Annotated in this window: 15 protein-coding genes; 4 read left to right on the forward strand and 11 right to left on the reverse strand. The window is 74.0% G+C overall.

Translation table 11 applies throughout. The features are described 5' to 3' along the window. The first annotated feature begins 27 nt into the window (after positions 1-27). Entirely contained in the window at positions 28-972 is a 945-nt protein-coding gene (locus ACH5HR_RS11885; RefSeq protein WP_416478010.1) for a type IV toxin-antitoxin system AbiEi family antitoxin domain-containing protein, read from the forward strand. A gap of 114 nt (positions 973-1086) precedes the next feature. On the opposite strand, the gene ACH5HR_RS11890 is transcribed toward ACH5HR_RS11885, so the two are convergent. Together ACH5HR_RS11890 and glgX are read right to left on the reverse strand one after the other, a co-directional pair. Further along, positions 1087-2781, reverse strand: coding sequence for an FAD-binding dehydrogenase (locus tag ACH5HR_RS11890; protein ID WP_416478012.1), 1695 nt, complete (start codon positions 2779-2781; stop codon positions 1087-1089). Between the two features lie 27 nt (positions 2782-2808). After that, positions 2809-5049, reverse strand: a complete 2241-nt coding sequence (gene glgX, locus ACH5HR_RS11895) for a glycogen debranching protein GlgX (RefSeq protein ID WP_416478014.1) — start codon at positions 5047-5049, stop codon at positions 2809-2811. Positions 5050-5225: 176 nt separating this feature from the next. Here glgX and ACH5HR_RS11900 point away from each other — a divergent pair, with 176 nt between their 5' ends. From ACH5HR_RS11900 to ACH5HR_RS11910, 3 genes are read left to right on the forward strand one after another with little or no spacing between them, the layout of a single operon-like run. Then, on the forward strand, positions 5226-6029 hold the full coding sequence (locus tag ACH5HR_RS11900; protein ID WP_402375660.1) for an electron transfer flavoprotein subunit beta/FixA family protein: 804 nt from the start codon (positions 5226-5228) through the stop codon (positions 6027-6029). A 14-nt stretch (positions 6030-6043) separates the two neighbouring features. Beyond that, positions 6044-7030: an electron transfer flavoprotein subunit alpha/FixB family protein gene (locus ACH5HR_RS11905; protein ID WP_402375658.1), complete on the forward strand. Its 987-nt coding sequence runs from the start codon at positions 6044-6046 to the stop codon at positions 7028-7030. Then, positions 7030-8145, forward strand: coding sequence for a ThiF family adenylyltransferase (locus ACH5HR_RS11910; protein WP_416478015.1), 1116 nt, complete (start codon positions 7030-7032; stop codon positions 8143-8145). The genes ACH5HR_RS11905 and ACH5HR_RS11910 overlap by 1 nt, the downstream gene beginning before the upstream one ends. Here ACH5HR_RS11910 and ACH5HR_RS11915 read toward each other — a convergent pair. From ACH5HR_RS11915 to narH, 9 genes are all read right to left on the reverse strand, one after another. Next, a complete protein-coding gene (locus ACH5HR_RS11915) occupies positions 8107-8349 on the reverse strand; it encodes a MoaD/ThiS family protein (protein WP_402375654.1) in 243 nt (80 codons plus the stop codon). The genes ACH5HR_RS11910 and ACH5HR_RS11915 overlap by 39 nt on opposite strands. Before the next feature lie 3 nt (positions 8350-8352). After that, entirely contained in the window at positions 8353-9435 is a 1083-nt protein-coding gene (gene moaA, locus ACH5HR_RS11920) for a GTP 3',8-cyclase MoaA (RefSeq protein ID WP_416478017.1), read from the reverse strand. 9 nt (positions 9436-9444) lie between these two features. Continuing rightward, positions 9445-9717 carry a DUF6457 domain-containing protein gene (locus ACH5HR_RS11925; RefSeq protein WP_416478019.1) on the reverse strand — a complete coding sequence of 91 codons (273 nt, stop codon included), beginning with the start codon at positions 9715-9717 and terminating at the stop codon, positions 9445-9447. Continuing rightward, complete coding sequence (gene mobA / locus ACH5HR_RS11930) at positions 9714-10322, reverse strand: molybdenum cofactor guanylyltransferase (protein WP_402375649.1); 609 nt, start codon at positions 10320-10322, stop codon at positions 9714-9716. The genes ACH5HR_RS11925 and mobA overlap by 4 nt, the downstream gene beginning before the upstream one ends. Further along, positions 10319-11614, reverse strand: coding sequence for a molybdopterin molybdotransferase MoeA (locus tag ACH5HR_RS11935; protein ID WP_416478021.1), 1296 nt, complete (start codon positions 11612-11614; stop codon positions 10319-10321). Before ACH5HR_RS11935 ends, mobA begins: the two co-directional genes overlap by 4 nt. 74 nt (positions 11615-11688) lie before the next feature. Further along, entirely contained in the window at positions 11689-12912 is a 1224-nt protein-coding gene (locus ACH5HR_RS11940) for an MFS transporter (RefSeq protein ID WP_416478023.1), read from the reverse strand. Continuing rightward, positions 12909-13673, reverse strand: coding sequence for a respiratory nitrate reductase subunit gamma (gene narI / locus ACH5HR_RS11945; protein ID WP_402375643.1), 765 nt, complete (start codon positions 13671-13673; stop codon positions 12909-12911). The genes ACH5HR_RS11940 and narI overlap by 4 nt, the downstream gene beginning before the upstream one ends. Further along, positions 13664-14398: a nitrate reductase molybdenum cofactor assembly chaperone gene (narJ, locus tag ACH5HR_RS11950; protein WP_402375641.1), complete on the reverse strand. Its 735-nt coding sequence runs from the start codon at positions 14396-14398 to the stop codon at positions 13664-13666. Before narJ ends, narI begins: the two co-directional genes overlap by 10 nt. Beyond that, entirely contained in the window at positions 14395-16080 is a 1686-nt protein-coding gene (gene narH, locus ACH5HR_RS11955) for a nitrate reductase subunit beta (protein ID WP_402375639.1), read from the reverse strand. Before narH ends, narJ begins: the two co-directional genes overlap by 4 nt. Between the last annotated feature and the right edge of the window lie 10 nt (positions 16081-16090).

Raw genomic sequence — 16090 nt, forward strand, 5'->3', positions numbered from 1 at the left:
CGGGCCGGCCCTGCCACGATCGGCGCCATGGACGACGACGCAGCACCTCCGAGCACGACGACGCAGAGCACGACGGCGAGCATGACGACGGCGATCAAGACGACGAGCACGCGACGGCGTGGCCCGCGACCGACCATGACGGCGCCCCCGCGGGACGGCACCGCGCAGCGCCGACCCAGCCGGCGCCGGCCCGGTGACTCTGCGACGACCAACCCCCGCGATCTGCCCGAGGTGGTCCGGTTCCGCGCGGCGCAGCGGTCGGTGATCGAGCGCCAGGTGCGGCGAGGCGAGCTGCGCCGGGGGATCTACCTGCCGACCACGGTGGACGACGACGGCCCGGCGCTCCGGCGCGAACGTCGCGTCCTGGAGATGGCCGCGGCGACGGCGGAGACCCTGCAGAACGACTTCGTGTTCAGCCACGAGACGGCGGCCCTGATCCATGGCCTGAGCGTCTACCGGCTCGCCGAGGAGGTCCATGTCACGCAACGGTCGAAGCCCACGGTGCGCCGCGCGGACCCGCACCTGCACCGCCATGCGATCACGCTGCCTGGGCGGGACCGCACCGTCGTCGGCGGCCGACCGGTGACGACGGTCGAGCGCACGCTCGTCGACTGTGCCCGATGGCTGCCCGGACCACGGGCGCTGGTGGTGGCCGACTCCGCCCTGCGTGCCGGTGCGGATCTCGACCTGGTCGACGTGCTGCTGCGGGAGGCGGCGGGACGGCCGGGCATCCGGCAGGGCCGGTGGGTGGTCGAGCTCGCCGATGCTCGTGCCGAGTCCGCCGCCGAGTCGCTGGTGCGATGGTTCGTGCTGCAGGCCGGTCTCGACCGGCCCGACCTGGCGGTGCCTGCGCAGACCGACCGGGGCACCTACTGGTTCGACCTGCGTGACCCGGCTGCGCTGATCGGCCGGATCCGTGCGGCCCTCGTCGTTGCGGTGGCGCGACAGCGAACCGGTCGCCGCCCCCTCTGACCGCGAAGTAGAGCCTCCGGTACCGCGGAGGTGTCCCCAGACCTCGACTCGAGAACAGGAGGCTCTACTTCGCGGTGAGGCGTTCGGGGACTGAGCGGCTCGGACGGTCAGGAGTCAGGCGTCGGCGGCCAGCGCACGCCCCGTGACGCGCCCGGTGTGCAGGCACCCGCCGAGGAACGTGCCCTCGAGCGCCCGGTGGCCGTGCACCCCGCCCCCGCCGAACCCTGCTGCCTCACCGACGGCCCACAGCCCGTCCAGCACGGTGCCGTCGGGCCGGAGCACGCGTCCGGACGGGTCGCACCACAGGCCCCCGAGGGTCTTGCGGGTCAGCACCGACAGCCGCACGGCCAGGAGCGGGCCGTCCTTCGGGGTGGTCAACGGTCGCGGCGGGGACACGCGGATCATCTTGTCGACCTTGAAGTCCCGGGCCGCACGGGTGGCGACGACCTGAGGGTCCTTGCCGAGGCCGGAGGCGACCTGCGCGTCGCGCGCGCGGACGACGGCGGCCAGTGCGACCGGGTCCACGTGCCCGGTCGAGCCCGGCGTCGCCTCGGTCAGCGCGTTCATCGCTCCGGCGAGCTCCTCCGGGGTGTCGGCCCAGAGGAACTCGGGGGACTCGCGGGCGAACCGTGCGACCGGTCCCACGGCTCCGGGCAGCACCCGCTGGGCGAGCAGCCGGACGTCCTTGCCCGTCAGGTCGGGGTTCTGCTCCGAGCCGGACAGGGCGAACTCGGCGTCCATGATCGCCTTGTTGAGCACGAACCAGGAGTGGTCGTCGCCGCGCCGGGTGACGTGCTGCAGCGCGCCGAGGGCGTCGAAGCCAGGGAACAGGGGCGCGGGCAGGCGCCGTCCGTCGGCGTCCAGCCACAGGGAGGACGGCCCGGGCAGGATGCGGATCCCGTGGTTCGTCCAGACGGGGGAGTGGTTCGCGATGCCCTCGGGGTAGTGCCACATGCGGTCCTCGTGCACGAGGGCGGCACCGGAGTCGGCGGCGTGGCCCAGCATGAGGCCGTCGGTGGAGTCGGGGACGCCGGAGAGCATGCGGTCCGGCAGCGCGCCGGCCTCGTGGTCCCACCGGGACCGGGCGAGGTCGTGGTTCGCCCCGATCCCGCCCGAGGCGACGACGACGGCGCCGGCCGAGATCTCCTCGATGCCCACCACCTCGCGGGAGGAGGGAGCGCCGCGCAGGGCGTCGTCGTCGGACAGGATCTCGGTGCGGACGCCGGTGACCCGACCGTCCGTCACGACGAGCTCGACGGCCCGACGGCGGAAGCGCAGGTCGAGCAGGCCGGCGGACCGGGCGTCCAGCGCGGCCCGGACGAAGGGCTCGATGATGGCGGGGCCGGTGCCCCACGTGACGTGGAAGCGCGGCACGGTGTTCCCGTGCGCGGTGCCGTGGTCCGGTCCGAACGCGTAGCCGCCCCGCTCGGCCCACTGCACCAGCGGGAACCAGCGGACGCCCTTGCCGTGCAGCCACGAGCGCAGGTCGCCGCTCGCGGTCTCCACGAAGTGTCGCGCCCAGGCGTACCCGTGGCGGTCGGGCCCCTCCCCGCGCTCGGCACCAGGCGCGAACTGGGCCGAGCCGAGCCAGTCCGACCAGGCGAGCTCGGCGCTGTCGTGGACCCCGAGGCGGCGCTGCTCGGGGGAGTCGACGAGGAACAGCCCGCCGAACGACCACCATGCTTGCCCGCCGAGCGAGGCCTCGGGTTCCTGGTCGAGCAGGACCACCTTGCGTCCGGCAGCGGTGAGCTCGGTGGCGGTGACGAGGCCTGACAGACCGGCCCCGATCACGATGACGTCGGCGTCCATGCTCGCAGTCTGCCAGAGCCAGGTCGGTCAGCGGCGGGCGACGAGCACGTCGACGCTGAGGGATTCGAGCACCACGTGGCCGGGCTCGACCGCCTCGTCGGCCTGCTCCGGGCCCTCGGGGGTGTCCCACGTCGAGCTCCAGACGCGTTCCCATGCGCCCTCCCCGGTCAGGGGACGGGGCAGCGTCACGTCGGCGTCGTCCAGCCCTCCGTTGATCACGAGCAGCACGTCCGCCTCGCCGTCGTCCGGCCCCGGCCTCAGCATCTGGATGATCCGCCGGCCCTGCACGGCCCAGGCACCGTGGTCCATCGCCTCGCCGGCGTCGTCGAACCAGAGCAGGTCGGGCACCTCCTCGCCGGGCCGCGGCGACCCGAGGAAGAACGACTCCGCCCGGAGCGCGGCATGCTCGGCCCGCAGGCCGGTGAGGAACCGGGCCGTGGCGAGCAGGTCTCGGCCCGCGGCGTCCAGATCCCAGTCCAGCCAGGAGACGGGGGAGTCCTGGGTGTAGGCGTTGTTGTTCCCGCGCTGGCTGCGACCCAGCTCGTCCCCGGCGGTCAGCATGGGCGTCCCCGCCGAGAGCAGGAGGGTGGCCAGCAGGTTGCGCTGCGAGCGGCGACGCAGCGGGACGACGGCGGACCACGGCTCGGTCGTGGCGTCGTCGGCGCCATCCGGGGCGTGCCCCTCCACGCCGTGGTTCCACGAGCGGTTGTCGTCCGTGCCGTCCTGGTTGTCCTCACCGTTGGCCTCGTTGTGCTTGCGGTCGAACGCCACGAGGTCGGCGAGGGTGAAGCCGTCGTGCGCGGTCACGTAGTTGATCGAGGCGACCGGGCCGCGCATCAGGGGTGGGTCGGAGGGGCCGAAGAGGTCGGCCGAGCCGGCCAGGCGGGTGGTCAGCTCGCGCATGCCGAACATGGCCTCACCCTGCGAGCCCGCGCGCGGCGACTCGAGCCAGAACGAGCGGACCGCGTTGCGGAACCGGTCGTTCCACTCGGCCATCGGGGCGGGGAACTGGCCGGTCTGCCAGCCGCCCGGTCCCACGTCCCACGGCTCGGCGACGAGCTTGAGCCCGGAGAGCACCGGGTCCGTCTGCAGCGCGACCAGGAACGGGTGGTCCGCCGTGAAACCCTCGTGGTCGCGCCCCAGGGTGACTGCCAGGTCGAACCGGAAGCCGTCCACGCCGACGACGTCCGCCCAGAAGCGCAGGGAGTCCAGGGTGAGCTGCACCACGCGGTGCCGTCGGAAGTCGAGGGTGTTGCCCGTCCCGGTGACGTCGGCGATCGCGGCCGGGCTGCCGCCGTCGTGCAGGTAGTAGAGCGGGTTGTCGAGGCCTCGCCAGGACAGGAACAGCGCGTCGTCGCCGCCCTCGCACGTGTGGTTGTAGACGACGTCGAGCAGCACCTCGATGCCGGCCTCGTGCAGCAGGTGCACCATGCCGCGCACCTCGTCCAGCACGGCGGCCGGGCCGGCCTCCTGCGCGGCGCGGGTCGCGTACGCCGCGTGCGGCGCGAAGAACCCCATCGTGGAGTAGCCCCAGTAGTTGGTCAGGCCGCGGTCGGCCAACCACGGCTCCGCCGTCGAGGCGTGGATGGGCAGCAGCTCGAGGGTCGTCACACCGAGCGACGTCAGGTGCTCGATCATCGCCGGGTGCGCCAGGCCCGCATAGGTGCCCCGCAGCTCCTCCGGGATCTCGGGGTGCTGCAGCGTCAGCCCGCGCACGTGCGCCTCGTAGACCACGGTGTCCGCCCAGGGGATCCGCGGCCGGCTCAGCGGGGGCGCCTCGGGCAGCCCGTCCAGGACGACGGCGTGGGGCACGAACGGCAGCGAGTCCTCCTCGTCCGGGCCGCCGTCGTCGGCCGCCCCGCCGCCGAGTGTCGCCGGGACGTACGCGAGCTCGCCGGCGTAGCCGCGGGCGTACGGGTCGAGCAGCAGCTTGGCCGGGTTGTGTCGCATGCCGGCGTCGGGGTCCCAGGGACCGTGCGCACGAAACCCGTAGCGCTGCCCGGGCGGGACGTCGGGGACGTGCCCGTGCCAGACGCCGTACGTCGGCCCGTCCAGGGCGATGCGCCGCTCGACGTACCGCGCCGGGTCGTGCTCGTCCCTCTCGGGGGCGACGACGTCGATCAGGCACAGCTCGACGCCGGAGGCGTGCGAGGCCAGCACCGCGACGTCGATGCCGCCGTCGGACGTGATGCGCACTCCGAGCGGCGGGACGTGGCTGCGCGTCCGGTTGGGGCGGGTCAGCGGGGTGACCTTGGGGCGGGCCTGCATGGGCCCATCCTGGACCAGGCCACCGACAGCGACGAGCGGAGCCATGCCACGAGGTCGAGGTGCGTCACGCCATGCGGACGACGGCGGAGCGCACGGCCGGGGCCGAGTAGGCTCGGCCCCGGTGGCCCCTGGTCGCCAGCGTCCATCCGTCGAGCACCTGGATCGGAAGGTTCCCCGTGCGCATCGCCGTTCTCGTGAAGTACGTGCCGGACATCAACGCCGAGCGGCGTTTCGAGGACTGTCGCGTCGTGCGTGACCCGGCGGAGGGGACCCTCAACGAGCTCGACGAGAACGCGCTCGAGGCCGCGCTGCGGATCGTCGAGGCCCTGCCCGACGACGAGCGCGAGGCCAGCGAGGTCGTCGCCGTGACGGTGGCCCCGCCGGAGGGCGACATCGCGGTCCGCAAGTCCTTCCAGATGGGTGTGGACCGCGGCATCCGCGTCTCCGACGACGCCCTGGCCGGCTCGGACTACTTCGGCACGACGGCGGCCCTGGCGGCCGCGGTCCGCCGGCTCGAGACCGAGGGCCCGGTCGACCTGGTCGTGACCGGGATGGCGGCGCTCGACGGGCTCGGCTCCGTGGTGCCCGCGCTGCTCGCCGCCGAGCTCGGCCGGCCCGCGGTGACCTTCGCGAAGAAGGTCGCCGTCGACGGCGGGACCCTCGAGGTCACCCGTGAGACGGACGAGGCGACCGAGACGCTGTCGGCACCGTTGCCCGCCGTGCTGTCCGTCGCGGACACCGCGAACACCCCGCGGTTCCCGAACTTCAAGCTCATCATGGCCGCGCGCACCAAGCAGATCGAGACGTGGTCCGCGGCCGACCTGGACCTCGACCTGGCCGCGGTGGGTGCTGCCGGCGCGCGCACCGAGACGACGCAGGCGTCCCCGCGGCCGGAGAAGCCCGAGGTCGAGCTCGTCCAGGACAAGGGCTCGGGCGGCCGGGCCCTGGCCGAGTACCTCATCCGCAACGACCTGGTCTGATCGGAGACGCCGACATGCCTGCGCCTACCCACAACCGCACCGTGCTGGTCCTGCTCGACCCCGCCACGGAAGTCCGCTCGAGCGTCCTCGAGCTGTTCACGATCGGCCGCTCGCTGGGGCGCGTCGAGGCCGTCACGCTCGAGGCCCCCACCGTCGAGGTGCTCGCGCAGCTCGGCGCCCACGGCGTCGAGACGGTCCACCAGGCCGAGCTCCCGCCGTCCGCGCAGGGCGAGGCCCGCCACCTGTCGGCCGTGGTCGCGGCGACCCTCGCGGCCGCCGTCCGGCTCACCGACGCCGACGTCGTGCTGACGCCGTCGTCGTTCACCGCGAAGGAGGCCGCCGCGCTGACCGCGCGCGAGCTCGGCGCCGGCGTCGTCATCGACGCCGCGAGCGTCACGCAGGACGACGAGGGCCGGATCGTCGCCGGCAAGCGGGTCTTCGCCGGCTCGTGGGACACCACGAGCGTGGTCCGTACCCCGGCGGCCGTGGTGACGGTCCGCGCCAACTCCGTGGTCCCGCAGCCCGCGGACGCCGCCGTCAGCACCGTGGTCGAAGGGTTCGCCGTGACGGTCGACGGCGTCGTCCCGACCGTCGTGGAGCGCACCCCCACCGAGCGTGACGCGGCCCGCCCCACCCTCGAGGAGGCGGCGGTCGTCGTCGCCGGGGGCCGGGGTACCGGAGGAGACTTCGGGCCGGTCACCGAGCTGGCCGACGCGCTCGGCGCGGCCGTCGGAGCCTCCCGGGACGCCGTGTTCGAGGGCTGGTTCGACCGCTACGTCGGGCAGACCGGCGTCACCGTCGCGCCCCGCGTGTACATCGGCGCGGGCATCTCCGGCGCGCCGCACCACCGGGGCGGCATGCAGGCCTCCCAGGTCGTCGTCGCGGTCAACAACGACCCGGAGGCGCCGATCTTCGAGATTTGCGACTTCGCCGTCGTCGGCGACCTCGCCGACGTGCTCCCGCAGGCCGCTGAGATCATCCGGGCCCACAAGGAGCAGTAGTGCCGCTCGACCCGGTGGTGCCGGCCCGTGGCGCGCTGCCCGCCGAGGAGCGGCGGCGCACCGCGCGGCACCTCCTGCTCGAGGGTTTCGGCCGTGCGGCGCAGGAGCGGCTCGCCGGCGCGCGCGTCCTGGTGATCGGTGCCGGTGGCCTCGGTTCGCCGGCGCTGCAGTACCTGGCCGCTGCCGGGGTCGGCACCCTGGGCGTCGTGGACGACGACGTCGTGGAGCTCTCCAACCTGCAGCGCCAGGTGCTGCACGGCGAGGGCACCGTCGGGTCGCCCAAGACGACGTCCGCCGCGGCCGCCCTGCGGCGCCTCGCCCCGGGGGTGCGGGTCGTCGAGCACCGCGAGCGCCTCGACGAGGCGAACGCTCGTCGCGTCCTCGCGGGGTACGACGTGGTCGTGGACGGCTGCGACACCTTCGCCACCCGCTACGCCGTCTCCGACGCCGCGGCGGCGTTGGGCCTGCCCGTCGTGTGGGGGAGCGTGCTGGGCTGGGACGGACAGGTCGCCGTCTGGTGGTCGGCGGCGCCGGACGGCCGGTCGATCACCTACCCGGACGTGTTCGGCCCGCAGCCGTCCGCCGAGGGCGAGTCCTGCGAGACCGTCGGGGTGCTCTCACCGGCGTGCGGCGTCGTCGGCGCCACGATGGCGGTGGAGGCTGTCAAGCTGCTCACCGGGACGGGGGAGCCGGCGCTGGGCCGGTTGCTGTCGTACGACGCACGGACGTCGGCCTGGGACGAGGTGCGGTTGGCTCCGCTTGCGTCGGGGGTCGAGCCGCCCACCGCTGCGGCGCTGAGGTCCGAAGGCCCCGGCCCCGTCGGTCGTGAGGTGGAAGAGGGGGTGCTGGTGGTGGACGTGTCGCTCGTGGCCGGCGGCAGGCCCGAGGGGTCCGTGTGGGCGCGGCTCGAGGACCTCGCGGCGGGGGAGTACCCGCCGGAGCTGGCGGCTCATCCGAAGGACGGCCCCGTCGTCGTCGTGTGCCCGTACGGCCTGCGGTCGCGCGGGGCTGCCGCACTGCTCGCGGACGACGGTTGGACGGCCGTCGAACCCCGAGCTCTCGATATCTCGGCAGCGTCAGCCGCCGGCGAAGGGCGGCAGCAGGTCGACCCGTGACCCGTCCGGCACGACGTCGGTCGGCGCGGCACGGCGCCCGTCCAGCAGCACGGCGCAGCGAGCCAGCACCGGTCCGGCCTCGGGGGAGGCGCCGGTGAGGTGCCCGACGACGTCACCGACGGTCGCGCCGTCGGGCACGTCCATGGTGTCGGTCGAGCGTCCCAGGGCCGCTCGGGCGGCGGCGAAGTATCGCAGCTCCACCATGCTCTAGCCTCCGATCGCGCTCATGGTTCGTTCCGGCTGCGTGAAGGACGGGTCGTCCATGCCGTGCCCGGCGCCCTTGCCCCACATGGCGGTGCGCCACAGGTCGGCCAGCTCGGCGTCGGAGGCGCCCGCGCGCAGCGGGCCGAGGAGGTCCGACTCGTCGTGCGCGAACAGGCAGTCGCGCACGCCGCCCTCCGCGGTGAGGCGGGTGCGGCGGCAGTCGGCGCAGAACGGCTCGGTGACCGACGCGATGATGCCGACCCGGCCGAGCAGCGCGCCGGTCGCGGGCGAGCGGACCGTGAACCGTTCCGCCGGAGCGCCGTCGCGGGGCTCGTCGTCGGGCGCCAGCGTGACGCGGCGACCCAGAAGCTCCCGCACCTCCGCCGCGGTCACCATGGCGGCCCGGTCCCACGAGTGGTCGGCGTCCAGGGGCATCTGCTCGATGAAGCGCAGCTCGAACCCGCGCTCCAGCGACCAGGCCAGCAGGTCTGCGGCGTGGTCGAGGTTGACCCCGCGCACCAGCACGGCGTTGATCTTGACCAGGTCGAACACGCGGGCGGCGGCGTCGATCCCCGCGAGGGTGCGCTCGAGGAACGGGCGCCGGGCGAGGGTGGCGAACGTGTCCGGGTCCAGGGTGTCCAGGGAGACGTTGACGCGGTCCAGCCCGGCGTCGCGCAGGGCGTCGGCCCGCGAGTCGAGCCCGACCGCGTTGGTGGTCAGGCTGATCTCCGGCCGGTGCTCCAGGGCGGCCACGTCGCGCACGACCTCGACCAGGTCGCGACGCAGCAGGGGCTCTCCGCCGGTGAAGCGCACCTGGCGCACCCCGAGCTCACCCGTCGCGACGCCGACGAGCCGCGCGATCTCCGCGCGAGTCATGACCGAGTCCTTCGGCAGGGCGGGCAGGCCCTCGGCGGGCATGCAGTACGTGCAGCGCAGGTTGCAGCGGTCGGTCAGGGAGACGCGGAGGTCTGTGGCCGTGCGCCCGTAGCGGTCCACCAGGCCGCCCGTGGTGGGCCGGTCGGTGGGCAGCACGGCGTCCTGCCAGGGAGTGGGGATCGCGGGGATCCCGAGGTCGACGGGGGGCACGGTGCCTCCTCAGGTCCGGTCGGGCTGCCAGCCCAGCGCGAGGCGGGAGGCGCGCTCGGCGACGACGTCGTCCGGGGTGGGGCGGCTGGACGCCGCCGCGAGCCCGCGCGCGTAGCCGACGAGGTAGGTGGTCACGGGGGCGGCGGGCCGGGCGACGTGGTGCGCGGCGTCCCGGGCCAGGTCGAGGATCTCGTGGAGGTCGACGCTGCCGGCGGGCAGCTCGAGCTCGGCCTCGAGGGCCTCGACCCAACGTGCCAGCACGTCGGCGGTGTCCTGGGTCATCGTTCTCCCTCCTCGGTGTGGCCTACCGCGTGCCGCGCGGTGAGCCTGTTCACATCCTCCCAGGTGTCGACGTCGTCGCTCGTCCCCGTCTCGTCCGGCACGGTGATCAGCCGCATCGACGCGACGAGCCTGCGGACCGCTGCGCCGTGCGGGTCGACCGCTCGCAGCGCCGCTCCCAGCGCGGCCCGCCGGTAGATCCCGACGAGCCACTGGGCGCGGTCCGCGCGCACCAGGTGGGCGCCGTCGGCGTCGGGTTCGTCGCTGAGGGCGGCGCACAGGGCGGGTACGGCGGCCGCCGCCCCGGGGACGTCGACGGCGAGCAGCAGGACCCAGGGCGGCGCACCGGGTCGGTCGAGCGCGCGCAACCCCGCGTCGAGTCCCGCCACGGGCCCGCCGAACGGCGGGTCCTCTCGGGTGACGACGAGCGAGCGGCAGGGCTGCGCGACGGCGTCCCGGGGGCCGACGACGGCGGTCGACTCGGCCTCGGCGGTGGCGGCCAGCGCGTGGTCGAGCAGCGACGCGCCCCCGACGACGATGCCCGGCTTGGGGGTGCCGCCCAGCCGCGTGGCACGACCGCCGGCGAGGATCACGGCGTCGTACCTCATGCGTCGTCCCCGAGCGGGAGGACCGTGACCTCGTCGCCGGGAGCGACCCGCGTGACGTCGGCGGGGACGACGGCCAGCGCGTCCGCCGTCGGGAGGGCGGACAGGTGGTGACCGTCGTGCGCGGCCGGGGCGACGCCGTCGTGCCCGGTGACGACGGGGAGCACCTGCTCGGCGCCCGCCGGGCTGGCCCAGCCGCGCGCCGCCCGCGCCGTCCGGTCGTGCGGCAGGCCGCGGCGCCCGCCGAGGCGGTGCACCGCGGGCCGCGCGAAGAGCGTGAACGACACGAGGGCGCTGACGGGGTTGCCGGGCACGGCGACCCACGGCACGCCACGCCAGGTGGCCAGCGCCTGCGGGCGGCCGGGACGCATGGCGACCGCGGCGACGTCGACGTGCTGGGCGGTCCCCGCCGCGAGCACCTCGCGGACCACGTCGCTGGCGCCCGCCGAGACGCCACCCGAGGTGACGATCAGGTCGGCGTCGCCGGCCACGCGGTCGAGGACGGCGGTCAGCGCACCGGGGTCGTCCGGCACGGCGCCCACGCGCACGACGTCGGCGCCCGCCGCGCGGGCCAGGGCGGCCAGCATGAGCGAGTTCGAGTCCGGGATCGTGCCCGGGGCGGTCGACCCGAGGCCGGCGAGCTCGGAGCCGGTCGAGACGACCGCGACGCGGGGGCGCCGGTGCACGGGCAGCGTCGTGAGACCCGCGGCGGCGGACGCGGCGAGGGCCCCCGGGGTGACGACGGCGCCGGCGGCGGCGACCAGGTCACCGGCGGCGAGGTCGGTCCCGGCGCGGCGCACGTGGTCGCGGTGCTGGCGGCCCAGGGTGACGGACCGCTCCGTCGTCGGGCGGCCCGCGACGAACCGGCCGGTCGAGGTCCGCTCGACGGGGACGACGGCGTCGTACCCGTGGGGCAGGGGAGCCCCGGTCATGATCCGCACCGCGCCCCATGGCTGCGGGCGCAGTTCCTGGCCCGACGTGTCCTCTGAATCGGGGCAGAACGGACCAGAGATTGCGCCCACAACACCAGCGGGGTGGCCGGGACGGATGTCGGCCAGCACCGGCAGCGTGACCTGCGCGCCGTCGTCGGGCAGGTCGGTGAGCCGCACCGCGTAGCCGTCCATCGCGGAGTTGTCGAAGGCCGGCACCGGTGCGACCGCCACGACGTCGCGGGCGAGGACGAGCCCGAGCACGCCCTCCGCGTCCAGCCGGACGCCGGTCGTCTCGAGCGGGTGCACGCGAGCCAGCGTCGCCGCGAGGTGCTCGGCGATGGTGCGCGGCGTCGGACCGGTCATGCCCGCCACCGTAGGCGGCGGATGTGTCGCCCGTGCAGCACCGACCTCACAGCGTGTCGACCGTGCCGGTGAGATCACCGTGCCTGCGCACGGACGCGGCGTCGCACCGGCCCCAGCGTGACCAGCAGCGTGAACAGGGTCGTCACCGCCAGCAGGCCGAAGCCGAGGTCGTAGGTGCCGTCCGCGCTGTACACCGCGCCCATGATCAGCGGTGGGATGAACCCGCCGAGGCCACCGGCCGCGCCGACGACGCCGGTCACCCCGCCGACCTTGTCCGCCGGCGCCATCTTCGCCACCAGTGCGAACGTCGCTCCCGACGAGGCGCCCAACCCGGCGGCCATCCCCAGGAACGCGATCGTCGCACCGGGCATCAGCGCCGGCTGGAGCACGATCACGGCGGCGAACACCGCGACGACGGCGTAGCAGGCCGCGTTGACCGCGACCCCGCCGAACCTGTCCGACAGGCCGCCGCCCACCGGGCGCATCACCACGGCGAGCACCACGAATCCCGCCGTCCGGAACGACGCGTCCGACGGCTCCAGGCCATAGGCGTTCTCGAGGAACGTCGGCAGGTACACCGAGAACGCGACGAAGCCGCCGAACCCGATGGCGTACAGCCAGGACAGCTGCAGCGTCGCGGGCAGACGGACGATCGCCCAGGTACGGGCGAGCATCCCGCCACCGCTGCCCGGTGCCCAGGCCGGCGCCTCGTGCAGCGCCACGCGCGAGACCACCGCGAAGACGGCCAGCGCGGCCGAGACGATGAGGAAGGGGGCGCCGTCGCCCCACGCGTCGCGGATCGGCACCGTCGAGAACGCGGCCACCGCCGTGCCGCCCATCCCCGCGCCGAAGATGCCGATCGCCGTCCCGCGACGGGCCGGCGGGTACCAGCCGTTGACGAACGGGACGCCGATGGCGAAGGTCGTCCCGCCCAGCCCGAGGAAGAACCCGCCGATCAGCAGCCACAAGAGGCTGTCGGCGACGAACCCGATGAACAGCACGGGCACGATCGTCAGCGCGGAGGCCAGCGGGAACATGACGCGCGCACCGAGCCGGTCGGTCAGCGCGCCCACCGGGATGCGCCCGAGCGAGCCGACGATCACCGGCACCGCGACCAGCACCGACACCTCGAAGTCCGACAGGGAGTACAGCTGGCCGTAGCTGTTGCCGAGCGGGCTCAGCAGCGCCCAGGCCCAGAAGCAGATCGCGAAACCGGTCGTGGCCAGCGCGAGCTGGGCCGTCGACCCAGGTACGGTGGCGCTCGCGGGCGCCCGGTCCGGGTGGGTCTCGGACGTCATCGCTGCTTCCTCCGTGCCGTGCTCGGTTCCCATCCCGGACGCGGGGCGCGGGTCCCGCCACCGGTGGCGGCGTCGCGAGACCGGTAGACGATGTACGGGCGCAGGGGGTACGTCACGGGCGCCGAGAACGCGTGCACCAGCCGGGTGAACGGCCAGACCGCGAACAGCAGCATCGCGAGCGTGACGTGCACCGCGAACGCCAGGGGCACGCCGACCATCAGGGCCGGTTCGGGCTGCAGGAGGAACAGCGAGCGGAACCAGGGCGAGATCGTCTGGCGGTAGTCGTACCCGAAGCCGCCGGCCAGGATCTGGGTGTGCACGGTGGCCCAGGTACCGGACAGGATCGAGGCGGCCAGCATCACGTACATGAACTTGTCGGTGCGCGTGGTGGCGAGGAAGACCGGCCCGGTGGACCGGCGACGGTAGACGAGGATGACCAGACCGCTCACGAGCAGCAGCGCGCCGAGCGTGCCGAGCCACGTGGCCAGGAAGTGGTACGCCGCCTCGGTGACGCCGACGGCGTGCGTCCAGGACTCCGGGATCACGAGACCCACGAAGTGCCCGGCGATGACGGCCAGCAGCCCGAAGTGGAACAGCGGGCTGCCCAGGCGCAGCAGGCGCTTCTCGTACAGCTCGCTGGACCGGGTGGTCCAGCCGAACTTGTCGTACCGGTACCGCCAGATGGTGCCCACCACGAAGGTGGTCAGGCACGCGTACGGCACCACGATCCACAGCAGGATCTCGGCGGCGCTCAGCTCCACGGCAGCTCCCTCCCTCCGGGTGCGCCGGCCGTTCCCGGCGCCGCCGGCCCGGCTCCGTACCCCTCCAGGCCGACGGCCTCCGCGGGTGGGCCCGACGCCACGAGGTCGGCGACCCGCTCGGCCGTCGCCGCGTCCACGGGCGCAAGGGTGAGGCACACGGCCTCGACGCCGGCGGTCCACGGCACGTCGAGGGCGGCCAGCGCGGACCGCAGCACCTCGATCCCCTCGCGGTGCGCGTCCAGCAGGGCTCCGGCGATCCGCGCGCCGTCGGGACCGCCGCAGGCGGAGAGCTCCAGCACGGTCGGCAGGTAGTCCGGCAGCTCGGTGCCGGTCGTCTCGAACCCGGCGGCCCGGTACGCCTCGACGAACCGGACCAGCGCCTCGCCCCGTCGTCGGGTGTCCCCGGCGGCGTAGTAGGACAGGTACATCGAGCACCGACGCTTGAGGTCGAACGTCTCCACGTAGCGCGCCTGCAGGTCGCGCTGGTCCCCGGTCAGGAGGGTCGCCGCGAGCCCGTCGAGCCGATCGCGCACGGGTGCGGGGAGGCGGCCGACGGCGGCACGCACCTCGCGCGCCGCGGCGAGCGTCGCGTCGTCGGGGTAGGCGAGGAGCAGCGACGCCGCCATGTGGGCGGTGGCGCGGGAGGGGCCGTCGAGCCGTACGGGCTCGAGGGCGTCCAGCCGACGGGCCCGCACCCCGGGTCGGGGCAGGAACGCGAGCCTCATGACGCCTCCCGCGGTGCGTCGGAGCCGGGTTCGTCCGGCGGGAAGAGCCCGTCGGGGCGACCGTTGCCGTCCCAGTTGAGCAGGTTGACGCGCCCCGGGGTGGACGGTCCGTAGGGCGAGTCCGCCGTCTGCCGGGAGGACAGGGCGTGGAAGTTCTCGACCGCGACCGGCGTCGGCTGCCCGGACGACGAGCCGAACGGGCCGGCACCGTCCATGCCCTGCCCTCCCATGCCGGGACCACCCTCGAAGTCCAACGAGCAGGCCATCTCCTCCAGGTCGTCGGCCACCTCGGCGTGAGCGGTGGGGATCACGTACCGCTCCTCGTACTTGGCGATGGCGAGCAGCCGGTACATCTCCTGGACCTCGTCGCCGGTCATCCCGACGGCCGACGCGGTCTCCTCGACGGGCTCCCGGCCGAGGTTGACGTCCCGCATGAACGAGCGCATCGCCGCGAGCCGCCGCAGCACCCGCTCCACCGGCGCGGTGTCGCCGGCGGTGAACAGCCCGGCGAGGTAGTCCAGCGGGATGCGCAGCTGAGAGATCGCGGCGAACAGGGTGCGCCCGTCCTCGCCGTCGTTGCCCGACGACGTCACCACGTCCACGACGGGCGACAGCGGCGGGATGTACCAGACCATCGGCAGCGTCCGGTACTCGGGGTGCAGGGGCAGCGCCACCTCGTAGTCGGAGATGAGCCGCCACACCGGGGATCGCTGGGCCGCGTCGATCCAGTCGTCGGGGATGCCCTCCCGGCGGGCGGCGGCGACGACCTCGGGGTCGTGCGGGTCGAGCAGCACCGAGCGCTGGGCGGCGAGCAGGTCCTGCTCGTCCTCGGTCGCCGCGGCCTCCCCGACCCGGTCGGCGTCGTAGAGCACCAGCCCGAGGTAGCGCAGACGGCCGACGCAGGTCTCCGAGCAGACGGTGGGAAGGCCCACCTCGATGCGGGGGTAGCACAGCGTGCACTTCTCGGCCTTGCCGGTCTTGTGGTTGAAGTAGACCTTCTTGTACGGGCAGCCGGTGACGCACATCCGCCAGCCGCGGCACTGGTCCTGGTCCACCAGGACGATCCCGTCCTCGGCCCGCTTGTACATCGCACCGGAGGGGCAGGACGCCACGCACGAGGGGTTGAGGCAGTGCTCGCAGATGCGCGGCAGGTAGAACATGAAGGTCTTCTCGAGCTCCTCGGCGACGTGGGAGCTCATGTGCTGCAGCACCGGGTCCTGCTGCATGGTGGCCGTGGAGCCGCCCAGGTCGTCGTCCCAGTTCGCCGACCAGGAGATCTTCATGTCCTTGCCGGTCAGCAGCGACTTCGGCTTGGCGACCGGCGTGTGCTCCTGCGCCGGGGCGTTGAGCAGCATGTCGTACTCGTACGTCCACGGCTCGTAGTAGTCGTGGATGTCGGGCAGCTTCGGGTTGAAGAAGATCGAGGCGAGCTTCTTCCAGCGTCCGCCGGCCTTGAGGGTGAGCCGACCCCGCTTCGTGAGCTTCCAGCCGCCCTGCCACTTCTCCTGGTCCTGGTAGGTGCGCGGGTAGCCGAGCCCGGGACGCGTCTCCACGTTGTTGAACCACACGTACTCCATGCCGGTGCGGTTGGTCCACGCCTGCTTGCACGTCACCGAGCAGGTGTGGCACCCGATGCACTTGTCGAGGTTCATCACCATCGACATCTGGGCCATGACCTTCATGCCCGCACCT

It is taken from the genome of Isoptericola maris (assembly GCF_048065335.1).
Lineage (GTDB): Bacteria > Actinomycetota > Actinomycetes > Actinomycetales > Cellulomonadaceae > Isoptericola > Isoptericola rhizosphaerae.